This is a genomic window from Collinsella sp. OM06-18AC (assembly GCF_003438785.1).
Taxonomy (GTDB): Bacteria; Actinomycetota; Coriobacteriia; order Coriobacteriales; family Coriobacteriaceae; genus Collinsella.
Genome location: NZ_QSTX01000001.1, coordinates 313,985 through 337,040, shown reverse-complemented (window position 1 = coordinate 337,040; position 23,056 = coordinate 313,985). Strand labels below are relative to the sequence as shown.

18 protein-coding genes are annotated in these 23,056 nt (G+C 62.2%); 1 reads left to right on the top strand and 17 read right to left on the bottom strand.

The window, feature by feature from the left end:
* Positions 1–280: 280 nt before the first annotated feature.
* The 10 genes from DXB86_RS01460 to DXB86_RS01415 form a co-directional block, all read right to left on the bottom strand.
* A complete protein-coding gene (locus tag DXB86_RS01460; protein ID WP_117735892.1) occupies positions 281–1,711 on the bottom strand; it encodes a 6-phospho-beta-glucosidase in 1,431 nt (476 codons plus the stop codon).
* A 344-nt stretch (positions 1,712–2,055) separates the two neighbouring features.
* On the bottom strand, positions 2,056–2,700 hold the full coding sequence (locus tag DXB86_RS01455; RefSeq protein WP_117735891.1) for a DUF4867 family protein: 645 nt from the start codon (positions 2,698–2,700) through the stop codon (positions 2,056–2,058).
* A 144-nt stretch (positions 2,701–2,844) separates the two neighbouring features.
* On the bottom strand, positions 2,845–3,333 hold the full coding sequence (locus DXB86_RS01450; protein WP_117735890.1) for an S-ribosylhomocysteine lyase: 489 nt from the start codon (positions 3,331–3,333) through the stop codon (positions 2,845–2,847).
* A gap of 135 nt (positions 3,334–3,468) precedes the next feature.
* Complete coding sequence (locus DXB86_RS01445) at positions 3,469–4,959, bottom strand: glycerol kinase GlpK (RefSeq protein ID WP_117735889.1); 1,491 nt, start codon at positions 4,957–4,959, stop codon at positions 3,469–3,471.
* A gap of 56 nt (positions 4,960–5,015) precedes the next feature.
* Entirely contained in the window at positions 5,016–5,957 is a 942-nt protein-coding gene (locus DXB86_RS01440) for a transketolase family protein (RefSeq protein WP_117735888.1), read from the bottom strand.
* A complete protein-coding gene (locus DXB86_RS01435; RefSeq protein ID WP_199410957.1) occupies positions 5,950–6,786 on the bottom strand; it encodes a transketolase in 837 nt (278 codons plus the stop codon). The genes DXB86_RS01440 and DXB86_RS01435 overlap by 8 nt, the downstream gene beginning before the upstream one ends.
* 2 nt (positions 6,787–6,788) lie before the next feature.
* A complete protein-coding gene (locus DXB86_RS01430) occupies positions 6,789–8,189 on the bottom strand; it encodes an L-fucose/L-arabinose isomerase family protein (RefSeq protein WP_117735887.1) in 1,401 nt (466 codons plus the stop codon).
* Positions 8,190–8,446: 257 nt separating this feature from the next.
* On the bottom strand, positions 8,447–9,457 hold the full coding sequence (locus DXB86_RS01425; RefSeq protein ID WP_117646435.1) for a LacI family DNA-binding transcriptional regulator: 1,011 nt from the start codon (positions 9,455–9,457) through the stop codon (positions 8,447–8,449).
* A 203-nt stretch (positions 9,458–9,660) separates the two neighbouring features.
* Positions 9,661–10,635 (bottom strand): nucleoside hydrolase, encoded by a 975-nt coding sequence (locus tag DXB86_RS01420; protein ID WP_117646436.1) that lies wholly within the window; start codon positions 10,633–10,635, stop codon positions 9,661–9,663.
* A 4-nt stretch (positions 10,636–10,639) separates the two neighbouring features.
* The gene (locus tag DXB86_RS01415) at positions 10,640–11,635 is read right to left on the bottom strand and encodes a ribokinase (RefSeq protein ID WP_117735886.1); all 996 of its coding nucleotides are present in this window, start codon (positions 11,633–11,635) and stop codon (positions 10,640–10,642) included.
* Positions 11,636–11,822: 187 nt separating this feature from the next.
* On the opposite strand from DXB86_RS01415, the gene DXB86_RS01410 reads away from it, so the two are divergent.
* Complete coding sequence (locus tag DXB86_RS01410; RefSeq protein ID WP_117735885.1) at positions 11,823–14,039, top strand: acyltransferase family protein; 2,217 nt, start codon at positions 11,823–11,825, stop codon at positions 14,037–14,039.
* Between the two features lie 547 nt (positions 14,040–14,586).
* Here the strand turns inward: DXB86_RS01410 and DXB86_RS01405 are convergent.
* The 7 genes from DXB86_RS01405 to DXB86_RS01375 form a co-directional block, all read right to left on the bottom strand.
* Entirely contained in the window at positions 14,587–15,783 is a 1,197-nt protein-coding gene (locus tag DXB86_RS01405; protein WP_117637211.1) for an Nramp family divalent metal transporter, read from the bottom strand.
* Between the two features lie 74 nt (positions 15,784–15,857).
* Positions 15,858–17,702, bottom strand: a complete 1,845-nt coding sequence (locus DXB86_RS01400) for a magnesium transporter (protein WP_117735884.1) — start codon at positions 17,700–17,702, stop codon at positions 15,858–15,860.
* 328 nt (positions 17,703–18,030) lie between these two features.
* Entirely contained in the window at positions 18,031–19,437 is a 1,407-nt protein-coding gene (locus DXB86_RS01395) for a polysaccharide deacetylase family protein (protein WP_233504107.1), read from the bottom strand.
* A 72-nt stretch (positions 19,438–19,509) separates the two neighbouring features.
* On the bottom strand, positions 19,510–20,265 hold the full coding sequence (locus tag DXB86_RS01390) for a PRC-barrel domain containing protein (protein WP_117735883.1): 756 nt from the start codon (positions 20,263–20,265) through the stop codon (positions 19,510–19,512).
* Positions 20,265–20,654: a YtxH domain-containing protein gene (locus tag DXB86_RS01385; RefSeq protein WP_099432470.1), complete on the bottom strand. Its 390-nt coding sequence runs from the start codon at positions 20,652–20,654 to the stop codon at positions 20,265–20,267. The genes DXB86_RS01390 and DXB86_RS01385 overlap by 1 nt, the downstream gene beginning before the upstream one ends.
* A gap of 136 nt (positions 20,655–20,790) precedes the next feature.
* Positions 20,791–21,624, bottom strand: coding sequence for a hypothetical protein (locus DXB86_RS10075; RefSeq protein ID WP_233504106.1), 834 nt, complete (start codon positions 21,622–21,624; stop codon positions 20,791–20,793).
* A 24-nt stretch (positions 21,625–21,648) separates the two neighbouring features.
* The gene (locus tag DXB86_RS01375; RefSeq protein WP_117735882.1) at positions 21,649–23,022 is read right to left on the bottom strand and encodes a hemolysin family protein; all 1,374 of its coding nucleotides are present in this window, start codon (positions 23,020–23,022) and stop codon (positions 21,649–21,651) included.
* Between the last annotated feature and the right edge of the window lie 34 nt (positions 23,023–23,056).

Here is a 23,056-nt window from a genome sequence, read left to right as displayed (position 1 = left end):
GGAGTAGCATCGAAGGTTGACAAAACTATAGGAACACCCAATGACTAAGACAAAATGAGCGAGGATTTTTGGACGCCCAAATGGCGAGAGTGGATAATCTCCCACTTTGAGCCCACAAACAGGCTAAAAACGGGAGATTATCCACTCTCATTCTGCGGGCACTCATTTAAGTACGTCCCCAATGAGTGCTTTCACTTCTTTTAACAAAACGCCCGGCGGGCATTAACTGCTCGCCGGGCGTTTTGGTTAGGAAACTCTGAAGTTGAGTGTCTCGGCTTCCTTAGGACAGATCCTCACCATTCGTTTCAATGACGTGCTTGTACCAGTCAAAGCTCTTCTTCTTGGAACGCTTGAGGGTGCCGTTGCCCGCATCATCGCGGTCGACATAGATAAAGCCGTAGCGCTTGGACATCTCGCCCGTGCCGGCAGACACCAGGTCGATCGGGCCCCAGGTGGTGTAGCCCAGCAGGTCAACGCCGTCCTCGGTCACCGCATCGCGCATCGCGGCGATATGCTGGCGCAGGTAGTCGATACGGTAGTCGTCGTTGATGGAGCCATCCTCCTCGACAACATCCTTGGCGCCCAGACCGTTCTCGACCACAAACAGCGGCTTCTGATAGCGGTCGTACAGGTCGTTGAGGGTGATGCGGAAGCCCAGCGGATCGATGGCCCAGCCCCACTGGCTCTCCTGCAGGTAGGGGTTCTTGGCGCCGGCGAAGGCGTTGCCCTGGGTGCGCTCGACCTCGGGGTTATCGGCACCGGCGGAGCAACGGGTGCTGTAATAGCTAAAGCTGATGAAGTCGACGGTGTTGGCGGCCAGGATCTCGCGGTCCTCGTCCGTCATGCCCACATCGATGCCCAGACGTTCGAGCTTCTTGACGGCATAGGCCGGGTAGTAGCCGCGGCTCTGAACGTCGACGAAGAAATAGTTGCTCTGGTTGTCAATCTGCGCCTGGCGCACATCGCCCGGACGGCAGCTGTAGGGGTAGTAGCTACCTGCGGCAAGCATGCAACCGATCTTGACCTCAGGGTCGATCTCGTGGGCGATCTTGGTTGCCCAAGCGCTGGCGACGAGCTCGTTGTGGGCGGCCAGGTACTCGACGGCCTCCTTGTTCTCGCCCTCCTCAAAGACCAGACCGGCACCCATAAACGGCAGGTGCAGAATCATGTTGATCTCGTTGAAGGTAAGCCAGTACTTTACCAGGCCCTTGTAGCGGGTGAAGATCGTGGTCGCGAGGTTCTTGTAGAAGTCGATGAGCTTGCGGTTGCGCCAGCCGCCGTACTCCTTGATGAGGTGAATCGGGCAGTCGAAGTGCGTGATGGTCACGAGCGGCTCAATGCCGTGCGCCTGACACTCGCGGAACACGTCCTCGTAGAAGGCCAGGCCGGCCTCGTTGGGCTCAGTCTCGTCGCCGTTGGGGAAGATGCGGGTCCAGGCCAGGCTCATGCGGAAGGTCTTAAAGCCCATCTCGGCAAAGAGGGCGATGTCCTCCTTGTAGTGGTGATAGAAATCGATGCCGGTCTGCGCGGGGTAGTAATAGCCGTCCTCGAAGTCGAGCATCTTGCGCTGGCCGGAGACCACCGCATAGCGCTCAGGGCCGTGCGGCGCCACGTCCACGTTGGCCAGGCCGCGGCCATCCACGTCGTAAGCGCCCTCGCACTGGTTGGCAGCCGTTGCGCCGCCCCACAGGAAGTCTTTACGGAAAGCCATGCATCGATCCTTTCACACGCTGTTTGTCGTGGTTTCAGTATCCCCGTAAGCAGCGCGCTACTCAACGGCAACGACGCAGGTCGACACTTCTTTTCGCACACGGCGGCCCGGCAGCCGCCCCTGCCTGACACTTTCTGATACCGCCGCCCCAAACCACCACAAAGGGGACAGGCACCTTTGTGGTGGTTTGGGGCGGTTTGTCTCGATCTGTAACAGGTAGGCAGCCAAAACCGGGCTTGGTGTTACAGATCGAGATTTTCGGGCAGCCCCCCGCAGTTTGTCTAAATCTGTAACAGGTAGAGACGATTTAGCCCGCTAGATGTTACAAATCGAGACGGAAGATGCTAGTCACAGGCGATGTCGAGGTTCTTGCCGACGAGGCCCACGTAGCCGCCCTCGGCAGCCTTGGGACTATCTGCGTGGCAGAGAACCCACTTGTCGGCCTTCCAGTAGCAGTAGCTGTCACCGGCGGCAGGCATGTCGGCTGCGGCCTCGGGGCGCGGGCCATTGGTGCCCGCCGGCAGCGCCACCATCACCTGGAAGCCGCCGTCGTCGACCATGCAGGGCGTGTAGTGGAGCGTGGTGTTGAAGACTTCGACGACCGTACCCGCCGGCACGCGGAACGCCTTGACGCACGCGGTGTCGAGCTTGCCGTCCTCGATCTCCCAGCGATGCGCCACGAGCAGGATAAAGTCGCGAGCGCCCAGGTTAAACTCGCTGGCGCGGTGATACTCCAGGCAGTTGAGCTGTGTGTTGTGGCCGTTGCACCAGCCGAGCTGGAAGGGGCGGCCGCCAAACATGAGAAAGCCCAGTTTATCGGCACCCTTGACGCTCTCGAGCTCCGGCGCGCTTGCTACGTACTTGCTGCCTTCGGGGATGGGCGTGGCAGAGAGCGCCTCGAGCACGAGCGACGTGAGCTCGGACGGAACGTCATCCCAAACGTTGCCATAGGATTTGAACTCGGGATCGTTGACAGAATAGATGTGCATGTTCGCTCCTGTTCGTAAATGTGACTATACGAACATTCTAGAACAAACATGAGCGATTTTGAACGCTCGTCCCGACCACTCAACAAAAAGGCGCCCCCGCATAAGCGAAGGCGCCCAATGCGCGCGCTTTGGGCGATAAAGCCCTTACGCCTGCTGGTAGTGCAGGTGCTTCTCGTCGATATTGGCCAGGTCGCGGTCGAGATAGCGGCGCGCGAGCCAGTTTGCCATGGGGAGGTTCTGGTCCAGATAGTTACCGCACTCCTCGGGAGCGGCACCGGGGACATCGCCCTCAAAGCCGGCGACAAACTCGAACAGCTCACGCACGAGCGGCAGGATCTCCTCGCTCGTCACCTCGCCAAACACGACGAGGTAAAAGCCCGTGCGGCAGCCCATGGGACCAAAGTAGACAATGCGGCTCGACCACTCGGCATGGTTGCGAAGGAACGTCGCGCCCAGGTGCTCGATGGTGTGGCACTCGGCCGTGTTCATGACCGGCTCCTTGTTGGGCGTGGTCAGGCGCAGATCAAAGGTGGTGACGGCGGCGCCGGTCGCCGGATCGCGGTCGATGCGGCTCACATACACGCCGGGCTCGAGCAGCAGATGGTCAACGGAAAAACTCGCGATACGCTCCATGGCAGTTCCTCTCGGTAGTCAATTTAGGACGGGGCTCTTTTAGCTGGTTCGAATGATCGCACCAATCATACCAGTCAAAAAAGCCCCGTCCCAAATGAGCTACCCGGGAATAGCCTGCGGGCGCCGCGCAGCCGCCTAGGCAGTGTAGGCGATGGTCGCGTCGACGGCGTGACGCCAGCCGGCGATCTTTTTGGCTCGCTCGTCGGCAGGCATGGCAGGCTCCACGATGCCGCGGGCGCCGTAGACGTCAACGACATCGCGCGTGTACATGCCCAGCGCAATGCCGCAGGCCCAAGCCGCACCCAGACCGCTCATCTCGTCGTTGCTCGCAATGCGGATGGGCGAGCCGACCAGGTCGCTCTCAAACTGCATCAGGTACGCGTCGCGCGTGGGACCGCCGTCAACACGAAGCTCGGCCAGTGCCGCGCCCGAATCCTCGACCATCGCATCGATCACGTCGAAGATCTGATAGGCGATCGACTCGTCGGCGGCCTTTACGAACTCCGCACGGCCCGTGGTGCGCGTCATGCCAAAGACGCAGCCCTCGGCATCGCTCGCCCAGTGCGGCGCGCCCAGGCCAGTGAACGCCGGCACAAAGTAGACGCGGCTCGCCGGATTGGCGGCGTAGCACAGGTCGGTGACTTCCTCGGGATTGTTGATGAGCTCCAGGTCGTCGCGCAGCCACGTCTTGACGGCGCCGGCGTAGCTCACGTTGCCCTCGAGAACATACTCGGTCACACCGTCCATACGCCACGCAAGCGAGCTCGAAAGCCCGTGCGAGCTGGCGACAAACTCGTCGCCGACGTTCATCATGACCGAGCTGCCGGTGCCATAGGTCGCCTTGGCCATGCCGCGGCTATGGCAGCCCTGGGCAAACAAGGCGGCATGGCTGTCGCCGAGCACGCCGTGAATGGGCACGGGTGCCGGCAAAAAGCCGCCCAGGTCCGTCATGCCAAACAGGCCATCGGAATCGGTCACCTGTGGCAGGCAGGCCACGTCAACGCCAAAGGCCTCGCACACCGGCTCGCTCCAGCAGCCACGGCGCAGGTCAAAGAGTTGCGTGCGGCTGGCGTTGGACCAGTCGCAGCGGAACTCCGCGCCGCCCGTGAGCGTCCAGACCACCCAGGCATCGATGGTGCCCAGGCACAGCTCGCCCGCTGCAGCGGCCTCGGCAGCCGCGGGAACGTTCGCGAGGATCCAGGCCATCTTGCCCGCCGGGTAGTAGGGCGAGAGCACTAGACCCGTCGTGTCGCGCACCAGCTCGGCCACGCCCTCGCGCGCGGCCAGCTCGTCGCACAGCTCGCGGGCGCGGGCGCACTGCCACACCACGGCGTCGCACAGCGGCTCGCCCGTCGTGCGCCTCCAGGCAACGGTAGTCTCGCGCTGGTTGGAGATGCCGATGCCGGCGACGTCGGCCGGATCGACCCCGGTCTCCTCCACCACGGCGCGCGCCACGGCCAGCACGTTGGCGGCGATCTCGGCTGGATCATGGCTCACCCAGCCGGCCTCGTTGACAATCTGGCGATGCGAGCGATCGGCACGATGAATCAAATGGCCGCCCTCGTCCACCAGCAGCGCCTTGGTGCCCTGCGTGGATTGATCGATTCCGATGATGTAGCGGCCCATGGCCACCCCTTTCAAAACGAATGTGACAAAGGGACTGTCCCTTTGTCACATTCCAGTTACTCTGCGGGCAGGAACTCGGCGACCGTCTTGGCGATTCCCTCGCCCGTCAGGCCGTAGTGCGCAAAGACCTCGGGGCTCGTGCCGGTGATGACCGGCGCATCGGGCAGGCTCAGGCACTTGACCGGACGCGGGCAATGCTCGCCCACGACCTGCGCGACCATGGAGCCCAGGCCGCCGAAGGGGCTGTGCTCCTCGACGGTCACGACGGCGCGCGTGGCACCGGCGGCCTCGATCACAGCCTCGGCATCGAGCGGCTTGACGCAGTACATATCGAGCACCGTTGCCGAGATGCCCTGCTCGGCCAGCAGATCGGCGGCGTCCACGGCATGGCGGACCATCTCGCCGGTGGCGACAATCGTCACATCGGCGCCGCGACGCACCCAGGTGGCGCGATCCATCTGGAACGGGCACTCGTCCTCGGTGTACACGTCCTCCACCGGGTTGCGGCCCACGCGGATGTAGGCCGGCTTGTTGTCGGCGACCAGGGCACGCACGAGCTCGGCGGTCTGGAATCGATCGCTCGGCAGATACACGCGCATGTTGGGAATCGCGCTCATGGCGGCGATATCCTGCGCGGAGTGATGGCTCATGCCTAAGGCGCCGTAGGACACGCCGCCCGAGATGCCGATGAGCTTGACGTTGGTGTTGGAGTACGAAACGTCGACCTTGCACTGCTCATACGAGCGCGTGGTCACAAAGGACGCCGGCGAGGCGGCCCAGGCCTTCTTGCCGCACGAGGCCATACCGGCGGCGATACTCACCAGGTCCTGCTCGGCGATGCCGACCTCAATGGACTGCTGGGGATACTGATCGAAGAACGGCGTGAGCGATGCGGAGCCGCGGGAGTCGGAGCACAGGACGACGATGTCTTTATCGGTTGCGGCGGCCTCGAGCAGCGTGTCGCAGATAGCCTTGCGGTTGGCGATCTTGTTAGCCATTGATAGCCTCCTTATGGGCAGCGAAATCGGCGATGATCTGGGCATATTCCTCATCGTTGGGCAGGTGATGATGCCAGGCGGCCTTGTCCTCCATAACCGGCGAGCCGTAGCCCTTCACCGTGTTGAGGATGATGACCGTGGGCTTACCCTTGGTCTCGGCGGCCAGCGTCAGCGCGGCGTCGATGGCCTGGACGTCGTTGCCCGGAATGGACAGCACGTTCCAACCGAAGGCGGCCCAGCGCTCCTCCTGCGAGTCCTGCTTCATGACGTCCTCGGTGCTGCCGCTGATCTGCAGGCGGTTGCGGTCCACGAGCGCGCACAGGTTATCGATCTGGTAGTTGCCGCCGCTCATGGCGCCCTCCCAGACCGAGCCCTCGGCAAGCTCGCCGTCGCCCATGATGGTGTAGACGCGGTAGCCGCGGCCGTCCATCTTACCGGCAAGCGCCATGCCGACGGCCACGGGCAGGCCGTGACCCAACGAGCCCGAGTTCATCTCGATGCCCTTGAGCTTGTTGTTGGGGTGGCCGATGTAGGGGCTGCCGAACTTGGAGAAACGGGCCTTGACGTCGTCGAGGTCAAGATAGCCCTCGTGGCAGAGCACCGCGTAGTAGGCCTCCATGGCGTGGCCCTTGGAGAGCACGAAGCGATCGCGGTTGGGATCGTCGACGGTCTCGGGCGAAATGTTGAGGTGGTTGGCGTAGAGGGTCATCAGCGCATCGATGACCGACATGTCGCCGCCGATGTGCCCGCCAGCGCCAGCCATGATGATATCGACGCAATCGCGGCGAAGGTCCCAACGCAGGGATTCAAGCTCTTCGATAGTTGCCATTTCTACTCTCCTCGCAGGTAAGCTTTGACGTCTTCTTCGATGGGGTCGTACAGGTCGGGGACAATGCCGATGTACTTGCACGCCTCGTAGAGCACCGGCACCACGTTGGCGTGAATGGCGACGCAGTGGTGGATGTAGGGGCCCTCGACGATCTTGGCCTCGAGGCGCTTGAGGTTGTCGACCTCGACCCACAGGTAGGTGCCCATGCCGGCCGGGCCGTCGATGCCGCGGGCGTTGCCCAGCAGCAGCGAGTACTCGCCGTTGTCGCCGTCAAAGCGGGCAAGGGTGAGGTCGCCGTGCTTGGCCTCGGCCGTCAGCGCGCCGGGGTGATCGAAGGCCAGCGGGTAGGTGAGCTTGGGCTTGACGGCCGCGCAGCTGCAGGGCCAGGGGCCGCAGTGCTGCAACAGCTCGCCGTTCTCGTTATCGGGATGGCGCACGGTCCAGTCAGCGAACATGCCGCGGTGACGGCCCAGGTCGGCGGCCTCGACCATCAGCGCAGTGATGGCGCCGTGGATATCGGTCTCGCATACGATGGGGATACCCATCTCGTTGAGGATGGCGTTGGCGGCGCAGGGCATAATGCCCAGCTCGTCCTGCAGGGCGTTCCAGCACTGGATGGCACCGGCGTTGCAGCCGTACTTCTCGACCAAGCGCTTCATGGCAATGGCAAGACCGGCCACAGCGGGGACCTTATCCTCGGGGATGCAGATCTCAAAGCTGTCGGCAATGTGGGCGAGCATGGCTGCCATGGCCTGCTCGTCGGCCTGGGCGTCGCGCACAGCCTGGACAAGCTCGGTCATGGGGATGGGCGAAAGCTGGATGTTGAACTTCTCGAGCAGCTCGCCCTCGTTGCACATGGTGGACCAGAAGTCGAACGGGCGAGTGGCCATCTGCAGGATGCGGGTGTGCTTGAAAGTCTTGACCACGTTGCACACGGCCAAAAAGTCCCAGACACCGCGCTCGAACTCGGGATCGGTCAGACGGCAGTTGGTCATGTAGGTGAAGGGAACCTGGAAGCGACGCAGGACCTTGCCGGTGGCGAACAGGCCGCACTGGCTATCGCGCAGACGGGTGCCATCGGGCTCGGGGCGCTCGTCGCGCGGACCCCACAGCAGCACGGGCAGGCCGAGCTCGCGGGCAAGGCGGGCACAAACGTACTCGGTACCAAAATTGGCGTGGCACAGCATGATGCCGTCGACGCCCTCGGCGCGGAACTTCTCGACGATAGGCGCGATATGGCTGTCGTCGAACAGCAGGCCCTCGTCGTTGATGTCGTCGATATCCACAATCTCGACGCCGATCTCGCGCAGGCGATCAGCCGTCAGACCGCGATACTTGATCGCGTCCGGCGCGCTAAAGATACTGCGGCGCGTGGGCACAAAGCCGAGCTTGATCTTGTCCATGTACGTCCTCCCCTAGTCACATGTTCAGTAAACAGACGCATGTTTCGTTTTGTTCTGTTTACTAAATGTTTTACTCTTTTATTTAAAAGTTTAGCGCGAAAGTCTCGTAAACGGTAGAGAAATCAGCCTAAACGGTATGTAAACAATCTGAACATACAAGGGCAACAAAAAGAGGGCCCCGAAGGACCCTCTTTTGAATAGCGCTATGTTTACTGCCCTAGCGAGCTTTGGCACGCTGCAGGCGATGCCGTCTCTGCCTAGATTTCGCGCACGCTCTGGCGCTCGACAAAATAGGTCGACACGGCCGTTTTGCAGGTGTAGCTCTTGGGATTGCGGATGTTGCCCACCAGGCGGCGCACCGCGATCTCGCCCACCTCGTGCTTGGGAACGTGAACCGTGGTGAGCGGCGGGTTGGAGAAAGCGCCCAACGATAGGTCGTCAAAGCCGATGATCGAGACATCCTCGGGCACGCGAATGCCGTGCTCGTTGAGCGCGCGCATGGCACCCACGGCGAGCACGTCGTTCTCGGCAAAGAAAGCCGTCGGCAGGTCGTCGCGTGAGACGCTGTCGAGCCATGCACCCATATCGCGATAGGCACCTTCGAGCGTGGTGCCCAGCGTGACGCGCCATGCCGGGTTTGCCTCGAGGTCCGCATCCTCAAGCGCCTGGCGATAGCCGCGCTCGCGATCCTTAAAGTTGCGGATGCGAAGGTCGCCTGCCAGATAGCCGATTTGCTTGTGGCCTTTCTCGATAAGGTAGTCCACGGCACGCAGCACCGAATCGGTGTTGGCAATGACCACGGCATCAAAGTATTGACGATCGCTCCAGCCATCGAGCACAATCAGGTGGGCGGCAGCGTTGGCGAACAGGGCGTAATCTTCCTCACCCAGCTCGGTGCCCATCAGCACGATGGCGGCAGACGGGTCGGCGATCAGGCCCTCGACCTGCGGACGCACGGCGTCTAGGTCGCTAAAGTCGAGCGAGACAAAGCTCGTGCTCATGCCGTGGCGACGCGCCTGGCGCTCCACGCCCTCGATGACCGCGGGGTGGAAGGTGCTCTCGTCCAGGATGGCGCCCGTCTTGCGCGCGAGCACAAACTGGATGCTCTCGAGCTGCGTCGACTGCTGATAGCCGAGCGACTGCGCGCACTCCAGGATGACTTTGGCGGTCTCCTCGCTCACGCTGCGCTTGCGGTTGAGCGCGTTGGACACGGTCGCAGGCGAAAAACCGGTGATGCGGCTGATCTCGCGAACACTTGCTTTGGCCATTGTTCCCCCTAGCAACGGCCGCTGTCGAGCATCGTGGCCTGACCGCCCCGTGACTCGACAACTAAACGACCGCAAATTCAATCTAAACAGAATAGTAAATGTTTAATAGATAGTTTAGCCTGTTGTCAAGCGAAGCGACGCGACTATTCCCCCAACGGGCGTATTTACTCGGTAGCTAATCTGGAACGGGGCACAGAAACCGTTTAGCCAAGGATGCGAGCCATGCGTGCCTTAAACTCCACGAGGAAACGTGGGGCGTCCACGGTGAGCGCCACGAGCGCGCTCTTATCCGGATCGGACAGACGGTGCTCGTCACAGATAGTGCGGCCGCGGTACTCGCCCAGCAGGTCGACACGAAGATTGCAGCCGAGCGCACCCACGAGCGTGGGATCAATCGCCACGGCAACCGCCAGCGGATCGTGCAGCGCGCAGCCGCCCAGGTAGGGCGCGTTCATTTCGTACGAACCGATATAGTGCTCGACCATGCTCGCAAACGCGCAGCCAGCCATAGTGCCCGAGCCCGTCCAGCCGGCAACGTCGCGACGCGTGAGCACCACGCGGTGCGTCACATCCAGGCCCACCATGGTGAGCTTGCGGCCCGAGCGCAACACGGCGTCGGCAGCCTCGGGGTCGCCCGCCATGTTGGCCTCGGCGCCCGCGCTCACGTTGCCGGGCACGGTAAGCGCACCGCCCATCACGACCACGCGGCCGATGGACATCATCGCCGCCGCATCGCGCTCCAGGGCAAGCGCCAGATTGGTGAGCGGGCCGGTCGCAACGTAGACCAGATCGGGACCATAGGTACGCGCGGCATCAATCAGGTAATCGACCGCCGCATTGCCATCGGCCGACGTCGCGCCCACTGGCTCGTACGGCGAGGCGGGCACGCTTGCGCCGCCAATACCGTTCTTGCCGTGGATAAGCGTGGTGGACGCCGGCGGCGTGTAGGGTTCGGTCGCCTTCATGGGACGATCGGCGCCCAGGTACACCGGCACCTCGGGACGACCCAACAGGTCGAGCACCGCCAAGCAGTTGTGCGCCGACTGCTCGACGCGCACGTTACCAAAGCACGTGGTGATGCCGACGAGCTCCACCTCGGGGCTTGCGATGGCATAGGCGAGCGCCATCGCATCATCCACACCCATATCCAGATCAAGGATCAGCTTCTTGGTTGCCATTGTTCTACTCCGCTTCTCCGTCTACATCCAAACCGTCTAAACCAAACTTGTGCTCGACTTCCGTACGCGTGGGAATTGATTGCTGAGCGCCCAGGCGCGACACCGTCACCGCCGAGGCGCGAGCGCCCGCCGCCATGCACTCAAAGAGCGGCAGGCCCTCCAGACGAGCTGCAGCAAGCGCGCCAATAAATGTATCGCCCGCGGCCGTCGTATCGACCACCACGCTCGAAAGCGCCGGCATGCGCAGCGGCTCACCGCCATCGCCGAGCGTAACCGAGCCGGCGCCGCCCAGCGTGATGACCGCAGCCCCGGCGCCCTTATCGAGCAGCGCATTGAGCGCGGCGACGCAGCTCGCATCATCTGTGGGCAGAATGCCCGTCAGCACCTGGCACTCGGTCTCGTTGGGGCAGACCAGGTCGACCGCAGGCCACGCTCCTGCCGGCAGGTCGCAGGCGGGCGCCGGGTTAAAGATCGTATAGAACCCCAGCTCGTGAGCGCAAGAAAGCGCCGCGGCCGTTGCTGCAAGGTCACATTCGCCCTGGGCAATAAAGACGCTTCCGGCAGCCGGGGCAATCTCGCTGGCATCGCCGTCGAGCTCGTCGGCCACCAAGCGCCTCAGTGCGCGGGCAACGTCCTCGCCCGCAAGCGCATGGTTGGCGCCCGGCGACAGCACGATGCGGTTGTCGCTCTCACAGCGAATGATAGTCGCGGTACCGGTCTCCACGTCATCGCGACGCGCCACAAACTCAACGCCCACGCCGGCATCCTGGAGCCCTGCCACAAGCGCATCGCCAAAGGTATCGCGCCCAACAGCGCCAATCATGCACGTGCGCGCACCCATGCGCGCAGCGGCAACGGCCTGATTGGCTCCCTTACCGCCGGCGTTGGTGATAAAACCGCTGCCACCGACGGTCTCGCCCGCGCGCGGCATGCGCTCGCACGCCACCGAAAGGTCCATGTTCATGCTGCCGAACACCGCAACGATGCTGTGATCCGCCATGGAAACCTCCTCGTCTTCAGGCTTTGCGCCCACCGTCGACCAACGATTGTGCACTCTCGCACCCCCTATAACTTTAGTCCACTTTGATGTGGACGCGCGCTTGAGCTTGCGCCAGCAGCAAGCATTCACAGGGGCAGGCAGCTACAATGAATACGTGCTGATTATTCTCGTCATTGGATGATGTTTTATGGAACAATTCTCGCAATCGGGCTCGCGCGGTCGACGCCGCACGGGCAACGAGCCGGCGCCGCACGAACGCGTGAAGGGCGAGCGCCGTGCCAACGAGCCGCGACGCACCGCGAGCCCCCATCGCGCTTCTGCCAACAACGCGGGCCGCGCCAACACTCCCGCCGCGGAGCAGACGCCTGCTCGCCCCAAGTCCCGCTACATCCCTGCGCTCGACGGTCTGCGCACGCTTGCCGTCGTCGCGGTGGTGCTCTATCACCTCAACCTCACGTGGGCTCAGGGCGGCCTGCTTGGCGTCACGATCTTCTTTGTGCTTTCGGGCTATCTGATCACGCGCTTGCTGCTCAACGAAGTCGCTAAGACCGGCCGTATCGACCTTAAGAGCTTCTGGATTCGCCGCATCCGTCGCCTGGTCCCCGCCGTGGTAACGGTAGTGTTCGTGACCTGCGCGCTGTGCACCATCTTTAACCACGTGATGCTCACCAAGATGCGCCCTGACATCCTGCCGTCGCTGCTGTTCTTCAACAACTGGTGGCAGATTGCCCAAAACGTCTCGTACTTCAATGCCCTGGGCGATCCCTCGCCGCTTACGCACTTTTGGTCGCTCGCCATCGAGGAACAGTTCTACCTGGTTTGGCCCCCGCTGCTGCTCGCTATGGTATCCATGCACATGAGCAAGCCCAACACGCGCCGCATGGTTCTGGGACTGGCTGCTGTCTCCGCCATCGCCATGATGGTGCTCTATAACCCCGCCGCCGACCCCAGCCGCGTGTACTACGGCACCGACACCCGCGTCTTCTCGCTGCTGCTGGGCGCCTGGATGGCCTTTATCCCCGATCGCGACCTGGCGCCGGTGCGTCTCGCTCATCGTTTGGGGCTCAATCGCCTGGCTGGCGCCGCCAAGCACGGCAAGAACGCCGAGGGCAAGCCTGGCGAGAAGGCCGACAACGCAGCCGAGACCGTCCCGGCACAGCCGAGCGCCCTCGTGCGCTTTTGGTCCTCGCCCGCATCCATCGATGTGTTGGGCGTCGTGGGTCTGGTTGGCCTTGCCGCCATGGTCGCGCTCACCAACGGCTACACCGCGTTCCAGTATCGCGGCGGCACGCTGCTATGCTCCATCCTCACGCTCATGGTCATCGCGGCCTGCGTGCAGCCCCAGGGAATGGTTGCCCGCGCACTGTCCGCCGAGCCGCTCGTGTGGGTTGGCAAGCGCTCGTACAGCATCTACCTGTGGCACTATCCGCTACTGTTGCTCATGAACCCGGTCGCCAACATCAACGATACGCCGTGGTGGCAGTACATTTTGCAGGTGTTGTTGGTGGTCGCCGTAGCCGAATGTTCATATCGCTTTATCGAGACGCCGTTTAGAAAGGGCGCCTTTGGGCGCACCGTATCCGAGTTCCGCGACGGCACCACCACCCCCGCCAACTGGGTGCGCGCGCATATTCCCGTGTGCGCCACTTGCGGGATCGTGCTTGTTATCGCGCTGGGCGGCCTGATCTTTGTGCCGGAGACCTCCGCACTGAGCGGTGAGGGCGCCGAAGTCCTCAACAAGGAAGCCAAGAACACCGCGCCAACGGACCAACAGGCAGCCGACGACACCGACAAGGACAACGACGGCTTCCCCGATGGCTCCTACGACCTGCTGATGATCGGTGACTCCGTGTCGCTGCGCGCCGTCGATTCCTTTGACGGCGTATTCCCCCACAGTCACATCGATGCCGAAAAGGGCCGCCAGTTTGATGCGGGCCGCGCGACATTTGAGGGCTATCTCCAACAGAACCTTGCCGGCAAGATCGTGGTCTTTGCGCTGGGCACCAACGGCTTGGTAACCGACGACCAGATCGACGCCATCATGGCCGATGCAGGAGATAAGCGTATTGTGGTGTTTGTGAACACGCGCAGCCCGCAGCCATGGGTTGGTTCTACCAACCAGGCCATCGCCAACGCCGCTACGCGCTACAAAAACGTGCGCGTTATCGACTGGTACGGATACAGTGCCAATCGCAACGACCTGTTCGATGGCGATGGCACGCACCTATCGACCACTGGCGTGACTGAGTACCTCAACTTGATCCACGATGCAGTCAAGAAGGACCTGCCCGTGCATCCCGAGGATCACGTCAACGATCCGCAGCCGGCAGCCGTCAAGTCTGCCACCGACGCGCTCGTCAATGCGCTCGCTCTCAAGCCGCACAAGCTGGGCACCGACAAGTAACCTGCAGCGCAAACTTCCCACATCCGGGGGGGGTACCTGCCACGGCAGGCACCCCCCCTCCGACAGTTAGGGACGTTCCTTATGTGCCGGCACCCAGGGACACTCCTGACACAGCCGAGGAACGCCCTCCTTGCGACCAAATTCTGGGCGCCTCGCCACCCCGAACGTTGTTTCCAAGCCCACACCCGCAGCAAACAACCCAAAATCACTCTTTTCGAGCCGGCTCCAAGGGGTCGTGGACAAAAAGGGGCAAATATGAGTACTGTTACCATTTTAGTAGCAGACAAAACCACCCAAAATGACGTCCGAGCGACCCCTACAACCCCCTAAAGCAGCCAACCTGACTGGTTTAAGACATATTGGAGCCAATTTTAATGAACATACTATCGGCTATGTCCATTATCTTCTTGGATGTAAATGCTATTCACTTAGCAACAGTACTCATATTTGGCATTTTTTGTCCACTGCCATATAACTAACGCCCTATAGCGGGCAAAAAACAGGCCGCAACCCATGGCAGCGGCCTGTTTGGAGTCCAAAAGAGACGCTAAGCGCTGTAGCCCATCGCCTGCAGAACAAACATGACGACCGTCAGCACCGTAATCACACCGATAGTCGCCCAAGTGAGCACATTCCACACGCGGCCGTTGCGGTTAGTGCCCATAATGTGACGGTCAGCGGCAATAACTACCTGGAACACCAGAACCACGGGCAGCAGCACGCCATTGATGACCTGCGAGGTCATCATAATCTGGAACAGATCGACGCCGGGCATAAGCACCAGCACGGCAGAGATACCGATGATGGCCGTAATGATGCCGCGATAGACCGGGGCCTCGTCCCAGCTGCGGTCGGCACCGCGCTCCCAGCCAAATGCCTCGCAGATAGCGCTCGACGTAACGCCCGGCAGCACGCAGGCGGCCAAGAAGCTCGCCGCGACCAAGCCCGAGGCAAACAGTACCGTGGACCACTGACCCGCAATAGGCTCCAGCGCGCGGGCAGCATCGGCGGCATCGCTAATCTGAATACCCGCCGGGAACAACACCGTACCGGTCGTGATGATAATAAAGCCGGCAATGACATCGGCAGCAAGCGAGCCGCTCACGGTATCAATACGCTGCAGCACGATGTCGTCCTCGCCCGCGTTCTTATCGACCACGTTGTTCTGCGCCAAAAAGATCATCCACGGTGCGATGGTGGTACCGATCGTTGCGACCACGAGCGACACGTAGCTGGGGTCGTTTTGGATATTGGGGACGACCAAGTCGACCGCGACCTCGCCCCAGTTGGGGCCGGCCATAAACGCGGCGACGATGTAGGTCACGAACACGCAGCTTACCAGCAGCAAAATCTTCTCGATGCGCTGGAAACTACCCGACATGGTAAGCATCCATACCAGCAGCGCCACCAACGGCACCGAGATGCTCGCCGGCACGCCAAAGAGAGCAAGACCGCTGGCGATGCCCGCAAACTCCGAAATGGTCACAGCCGTGTTGGCGATCAACAGCGCCGCCATAGCAAGTACACTCTTGCGCACGCCAAAGCGCTCGCGAATGAGCGATGCCAGGCCCTTGCCCGTCACGCAGCCGCAACGCGCCGCGGTCTCCTGCGTCACGATGAGCAGCACAGTCATGACGGGAAGCATCCAGAGCATCTTGTAGCCATAGCTGGCGCCCGCACTGGAATACGTTGCAATGCCGCCGGCGTCATTGCCCGAAAGCGCCGCCAGCAGACCGGGACCCATAGCGCCAAAGATGGCCGCGATGGTCAGCTTTTGCTTGGTGCCCGACTTTTGCTTGGTATTTTGCACGCGACCACCTAACCCATGACCGACATGGCGAGCAGCACCGCGGCGATGCAATACGCCACACACGAGATCATGACGGCAATGACGTTCATGGCGGTGCCCGACGTGTTGAGGTCATGCTCGTCACGCCAGAACAGCACCATCAGGTAAATCACGGCACTCATGTTGCCAACCAGGCAAATGATGGCAGCGATATTAAAGCACCCGGTAAAGAGTTGCTCCTCAAACATGGGCGCATCGGGGAACGCAGCGGTGCGCACCAGCTGGGCGCACAGGTAGGTCACGAGCGACAGAATCAGGCCCATGCCCGTGCTCTGGAAGAAGAACCCCAGATACGGCTTGGGCTCGTCGTCGTGACCGTCATACTCCAGGAAGTAGTTCTTGACGAACGACACCATGCGCGAGGCCGCCAGCAGCACGAGCGGCATGGCGCACATGGGGAACACCACCAGATGCGCGGAGCCGAGCGCCGTTCCCAGCACGGTCGCCATGATGCACGATGCGATGCCCCATACAACAACCCAGTACTGGCGATGCACGAACCAGCTGAGCACGTTCGTCGAGTCGTCGGACGCGCTGTCACCCGAGCCGACACCGGCGATCTGCAGGTCCTCCTGATGCTCCTCGGCGATAACGTCCATGGCGTCGTCGAAGGTCACGATGCCCAGGATGTGGCGGTTCTCGTCGCAGACGGGGATAGCGACCAGGTCGTACTTGGTCATCTCGTCCGTCACGTCTTCCTGGTCCTCGTCGGGCGACACATAGACCAGGTCGCGATAGGCCAACTGACCCAGCGTGGCGTCGCGGTCGGCTACGATCAGCGTGCGCAGCGAAAGCACGCCGGTCAGCATGCCACTCGGATCCTCGGTATAGACGTAATAGACGCTCTCGAAGTCCTCGTCGAGCTCGCGAATCGCCTCGATGGCGTCACCGACCGTTGCCGTAGCGGGCAGGGAGACAAACTCCGAGGTCATAATGCGGCCGGCGGTGTTGTCCTCATACCCCAGCAGGTTACGAATCGCCTTCTCCTCCTTGACGCCCATCAGGCGCAGGAGCTTCTCGGCCTTCTCGTAATCAAGCTCGTCGATCAGGTCGGCAGCGTCGTCCGGGTCCATCATGGCCAGCATCGACGATGCGTCGGTGTCGGACAGGCCCTCGAGCATCTCGGTCATAAGCTCGTCGTCATCGAACTCCGAGATGGCCTCGGCGGCCTGGGCAGTATCGAGCTGCGCAAACACCTGCGCACGCAGGCGCGGGTCGAGCTGCTCGATAATGTCGGCGATGTCGGCAGGGTGCAGCTCGCCGAGCGTCTTGTGCGACACCGAGAGTTGGATGTTTTTAGTCGAGCGGTCGAGCAGGTCCATGTAGGACCAAGCGATGATGTCCTCGCTGAGCGGCTTGCCCAGGTGCTTCATAAAGCCCTCGACGACGTGCTCGAGTGCGGGGCTGATCGCGCGCAGCAGACCGCGGGCACCGACCTCGGCACCCAACAGGCGCAGCTGGTTTTCGCCCGACATGGAAAACTTGATGTCGTTGACGCGCACGACCTTCATGCCCTGCGTGTCGACGATCTGCTTATTGAGCACGTCGCGCGCCAGCAGGAGCTCGGTCGGCTGCAGGTACGAGAAGCGAATATTGGTGGCAGACGTGTTGAGATACACGCCCGTCTCGTCGATACGGTCGACCCATTTGCGCCAGCTGATCATAAACGGCGTCTTGCCGGGGCCGCGGAACGCGAGCGACGTCACGTGCGGAAAAACTTCGCCGGTTGCAATGCCAAAATCGTTGACCACGCCGAGCTTTTCGCCGTCGACGTCCAAGACCGGCAATTTGAGCATCTCACTCAGATAATTCAATGGTGCTCCCCATCATTATTCCTCCGGACGCGGCCGCGCGTGCGGCGTCCGGGGGCTTCTGGATATGTATACGCATGCGCGGGCGGCACGCCGCTCGACGCTTACACCCCGTGCATGCGCAAAAAGCACCTGCATGGGGTCATCGACTGTATGGTCGAGGTTTGGATTTCACCTGTAACCTTTCTCTTGACCCTCATTAACCGCAGTAACTATAGCATCAGCATCGCCCTGCGGCATCAAATTTATGCGCTGCACATTGCAGGCATACCAAACGCTGACGTATCCGTGACATAGCCATTGGGGACGTTCTTAAACGACTACCCAATGGCTACTCTGTGGTGTCATCGTCCTCGGCAAGTTGGGGGAACACAGCGTTTTTGGGCATGGAAACCTTGGTGAGCGAGGTGAGCTTTTTGCTCAATGCCGTGTCCGTCTTAACCAGGTCGCTGAGCGTCACGATCTTGTAGCCGTCGGCGACAAGGCCATCGATAATCTGCGGCAGCGCCTCGAGCGTCTGCTCGGCGCATTCGTCTCTATCGGTGAGCAGCACGATATTGCCGGGCGTCACCGAATCGAGCACCGTCGAGACCTGCTCGTCGGCACCGTTGAGCAGCCAGTCGCCCGAGTCGATATTCCACGAGACCACGGCGGAGACCAGGTCCATCGCATCAATCCAGTTTTGCTCGTCAAAGGCAGCGTAGGGAGCGCGCAGCAGCATCGTCTTCACGCCGGTTGCCGACTTAATCGCATCGGTGCCTTTCGTGATCTGCTCGCGTACCGCCTCACGGTCCTGACCCTTGAGCGAATCGTCGCTGTAGCTGTTGGATCCGATTTCGCACCCGGCATCGACAATCGCCTTGGCCGTGGCAGGCGAGGCCTCGGCCGCATCGCCCGACAGGAAGAACGTCGCGGTGACGCCCTTTTCCTTGAGTACCTGCAAAATCTGCTTGGTCGCACCGCTCGGACCCTCGTCAAACGTCAGCGCCACGTACTTTTCGTTGCCCTTGGGCGCCACGCTGGCGCACGCAACGACGCAATCGGTGGCGGGCACAACCTCGCCGCGGTCCTGCGTCTTGCCCGACTGCTCACCAACCCACACCTCGGAGCGGCCCTGGACACCCCACGTCTGCACATACTCGATAGCGCCCGTGCCCTCGACCTTGAGCTTGGGCTCGATAACCGTAGCCTGAATCTCGTGCTTCTCGTAGGTGTTACGGCCATCCTTGACCGTCACCTTCTCGCCACCCTCAAGTTCGCGGCTATCCCATTTGCCCTGTTTTATGCGCTTGCCGTCCACCTTAACCGACAGCTTTTCGCCGCCATGGCGCTTGAGCACGCTGTCATCGACGGCCAGCAGGTCGCCTGCGTCGTAGGCGTCAGTCAACTCCTGGTCGTCGATAAGACTCTGCAACGTAGAGCCCACGCGCACCGCGGTCTTTTGCCCGTTGAGTTCCACGTCCACGCTGCGGTTGACGTAGCCCACGACGGCAGCGATAAACAGCACGAGCGCGCAACCCACGGCGATGAGCGCATAGGGCAGACGGGACGGTCGGCGCGGCGAGCGCCCGTTGCCGATGCGCGCACTGCGATCGCTAAACCCGCGGCTATGGTTGAGGTACATCGCGCCGGGCTTACGGCGGCGACGGCGCTGACCGCTGGGCAGCTGCCCCAGGTCGCGGCGCGCCGTCGGACGCGCACCCGAACGCCCGTTTAAGTTGGATCCGTTTTGGCGCATGTGCCCTCCCCCATAAACACAGCAAGCCGGAGCAACAGGTCTCCGGCTTGCCTCCCATCATTTGGTACGTCGCTATTTTGTAGCTTTTGACGAGCCTCCGCTCGCCTTTTGGTATTCGTCCTTAAAGGCCTTGAACATGCCGCGCGTCTTGCCGAGCTGCTTGCCCAGTGCGCGACTGCCTTTGTCCACGGCGACCGATCCCTTGTCGTCGAGCACCTTGGCGCCCTTTTTGACCTTGTCGCCCACCACGACGCTGGCCTCGGCGGCCTTGGCAGCCGCACCACCCGAATACCCGAGCGACTTGACCTCGTCCGAGACAATCATCGCGCCGTTCTCGTAGCCGCGCAGCATCGTCGGCGGCACCTGCGTGTCACCAACCAAAACACTCGAAGCAGCACCGGCGGTCACATAGAATGCCTGCACGATGCCCGAGCGTGGCTTGAACTCAACGTCCGAGCAATAGCCCACGACGTCGCCCGATTCCGTGCGCACGTCCATACCGACCCAGATGATGCAATCGTCCAGGTTGATGTCAAGGCGCTTGGCGGCGGCGGCATCGTACGTGTCCTTGACGTCATCGACCGCAATGGCGCCCTCGTAGACACCAATGGCGTCGAGCGCCACGAATCGGTCGGGACGCTCGATCATGCCCGCGATATCGGACTGGCGGACCATAAAGCCGACCACGCGCGTACCGCCCGGGGTAAAGACCGGAAAGTGAATCTTTCCGAGCTTTTTAGGGCTGCGCGGCGTGCCGTCCTTTTTGGTGCGCTTGTCCTCGGTAGGCTTGCGATAGATCTTGGCGCCGACAAAATCCCCGGCGCGCATTATGCCTCGGTCGAGGGCTCCGCAGCCTCGGTATCAGCCTCGACGGCGTTCTCGACCACGACGTCGGCGGCAGGCGTCACGTTGCCGCCCGAAATGGCGTCGTTGAGCTGCTCGCGCAGCTGGTCCATGCGCTCGCGGGCCAGGTCGACCTTGGCGCGCAGGTCGTCGGTCTTGGCGTCGACCATCGGGCCAAAGTCATTCACCGCGGCACGGGCCTCCTCGGCGCTGTGCTCGTAGGTGTCGCGCATATTGTCCCAGGCGTCGTTGGCGATATCGGCAGCCATGGCGCGGGTCTCGGCGCCCGAGCGCGGGGCCAGAGCAACACCGATAATAGCGCCGGCAGCAGCACCAAAAAGTGCGCCGGAGACAAAGCTGAAAGTCTTACCCATGATCATTCCTCTCCTGCGGGCACGTCGGTGCCCACCGTTTGAATGCTGTCCATTATACCCGCAGCGCATCACTTGCCGCTCCGCTCATCTGCGTACGGCAAAGGCGCAGGTACGTGATGGTGATAAACGCGTAGGCCTACTCCTGAGGCATAGCCGGCATGGCCACCGTGGCACCCGGGTCCTCGCCGGCGCCGTCCACGAGCGGCAGGCCGCCCTCATGCGCAGGTCCTGCCGGAACCGTCGCCGCACCGCCAAAGACGGCAGCGGAGGCCTCGTGGTTCTCGGCAACCGCGCCCTCGGTATCAATCGCCACCTGGGGCTCGTCGTCAAAGTTGGGGACGCCCTGGGGCTCGGTGGGAACGGGCTCGGCGGTCGCATCGGCAACGGGCTCGGCGTCGACCGGCACATCGCCCTCGTCAGCGCCCTCGTCCTCGGCAGCATCTTCGCCGTTCGCAGCAGCGACGGCCTCGTGAGGATCCTTGCCCTCGGCCTCGGCGCGCATGCCCAGCACCAGGTTACGCAGGCCCGCGACCGTGCCTTCCACGTCGGGGGCAGGCTGGTCGGCGTGCAGGTACGCCCAGTCCATCATAAAGGTGGCCGACGACAGCGCACCGATGGCCAGTGCGTCGTCGGGGCACGAAAGCTCAACCTCAAAGACACGCTCGTCATGCTCACTTACGCGCGTGCGGCCGCACGAGATGCTACCGGCAAGACCGGTCTCGTTCATAAGCTCGACCGTCACGTGCTCCAGCAGGTGGCAGAGCTCGGTCTGACCCATGCAGTCCTGGAACTCGCGGCCGGAATCGCCCAGGCACAGGTGCTTGGCAATCGCCGGCACCAGGTAGTACACGCGCGCCGTGGCCTCGATATCCTCCGAGGTCATGAGCGGCATGCCGGGGTTCACCAGCACGTGTGCGCAGATCTTGTCCTCGCTGACGGTGACCTTAAGGATGTTGAACAGGCCTGCCATAACTCTCCCCTACTCTTCCTTGTCCTACTCGTCGCCGTCGTGCGGATTCGCGGAACCCGCACCCGACGTCGTCGGCTCGTCTACCGAAGACTCGGAATCCTTCTTATCGGTTTCGGCCGGAGCGATCACGCGAATGAGCGAGATGCGCTGGCCACGCATCGACTGCACTTTAAACTTGTACCCCGCGACCTCAAACACCTCTCCGATGTCGGGCACCGAGTCACAAAGCTCCAAAATCCAGCCGGCGATGGTCTCATAATCATCGCTTTCCTCGAGCGGCCAACCAAGCTCAATCGCGTCATCGCACGAAAAACGCCCATCAACGAGCCACTCGCGGCGCGAAAGGCGCGTGAGATACTTGTTGTCGGGGTCGAACTCGTCCTCGATCTCGCCGACGATCTCCTCGACGATGTCCTCGATGGTGATGATGCCGGCCGTGCCGCCGTACTCGTCCACGACCACCACGATCTGGTCGTGCGAGGTCTGCATCTCGGACAGCAGCGGCAGGATGTCCTTGGTGTCGGGCACAAAGGTGGCGTCGCGCAAAAAGCCGGCGATGGGCTGGTCGCCCTTGCCGTCGAGCGCGGGCTGAATCAGGTCCTTGATGTGCGCGATGCCCGCGACGTTGTCGGGATCCTCGTGATAGACGGGGATGCGGCTGAAGCCGGTCTGGCGCATGGTGGACAACACGTCGGCGACCGTCTCGTCGTCCTCGCACATGGTGGTGTCCACGCGCGGCACCATGACCTCGCGGGCAACGGTGTCGCCCAGATCGAAGATCTCGTGGATCATACGCTTTTCCTCGTCGAGCAGGTCGTCCTGCTCCGAGACCATGTACTTGATCTCTTCTTCCGAGACGTTCTGACGGTCGTCGGCACTCTTGATGCACAGGATGCGGGCCAGGCCATCGGAGCAAGCGCCAGTCAGCCACACGAGCGGACGGGCGATCTTCTGGAACACGGAAAGCGGGCCCACGACCTGCTTGGACACGCCCTCGGCATTGGCCAGGCCGATGCGCTTGGGGACGAGCTCGCCGATCACGATGGATACGAAGGCGACCGCGACGGTGATGATGACCGGCGCCAGGCCGCGCGCGATGGCGGAGAGCGGCGCGATGCCAAAGCTCATGAGCCACGTGGCGAGCGGGTCGGACAGGCTCGTCGAGGCGACGGCGGACGAGGCGAAGCCCACGAGCGTGATGGCGACCTGGATGGTGGCAAGCAGCTGGTCGGAGTCAGCAGCCAGCTTAATGGCACGCTCGGCGCGCTTGTCGCCCTCCTCGGCATCGTGCTCCAACACGGCGCGCTTGGCCGTGGTGAGCGCCATCTCGGACATAGAGAAGTAGCCGTTGATGAGGGTCAAAACGAGGGTGGTGATAAGGGAGATGGTTATGTCCATCGGGAGTTTCTCGAACCTCCAAGATTCGGGACGT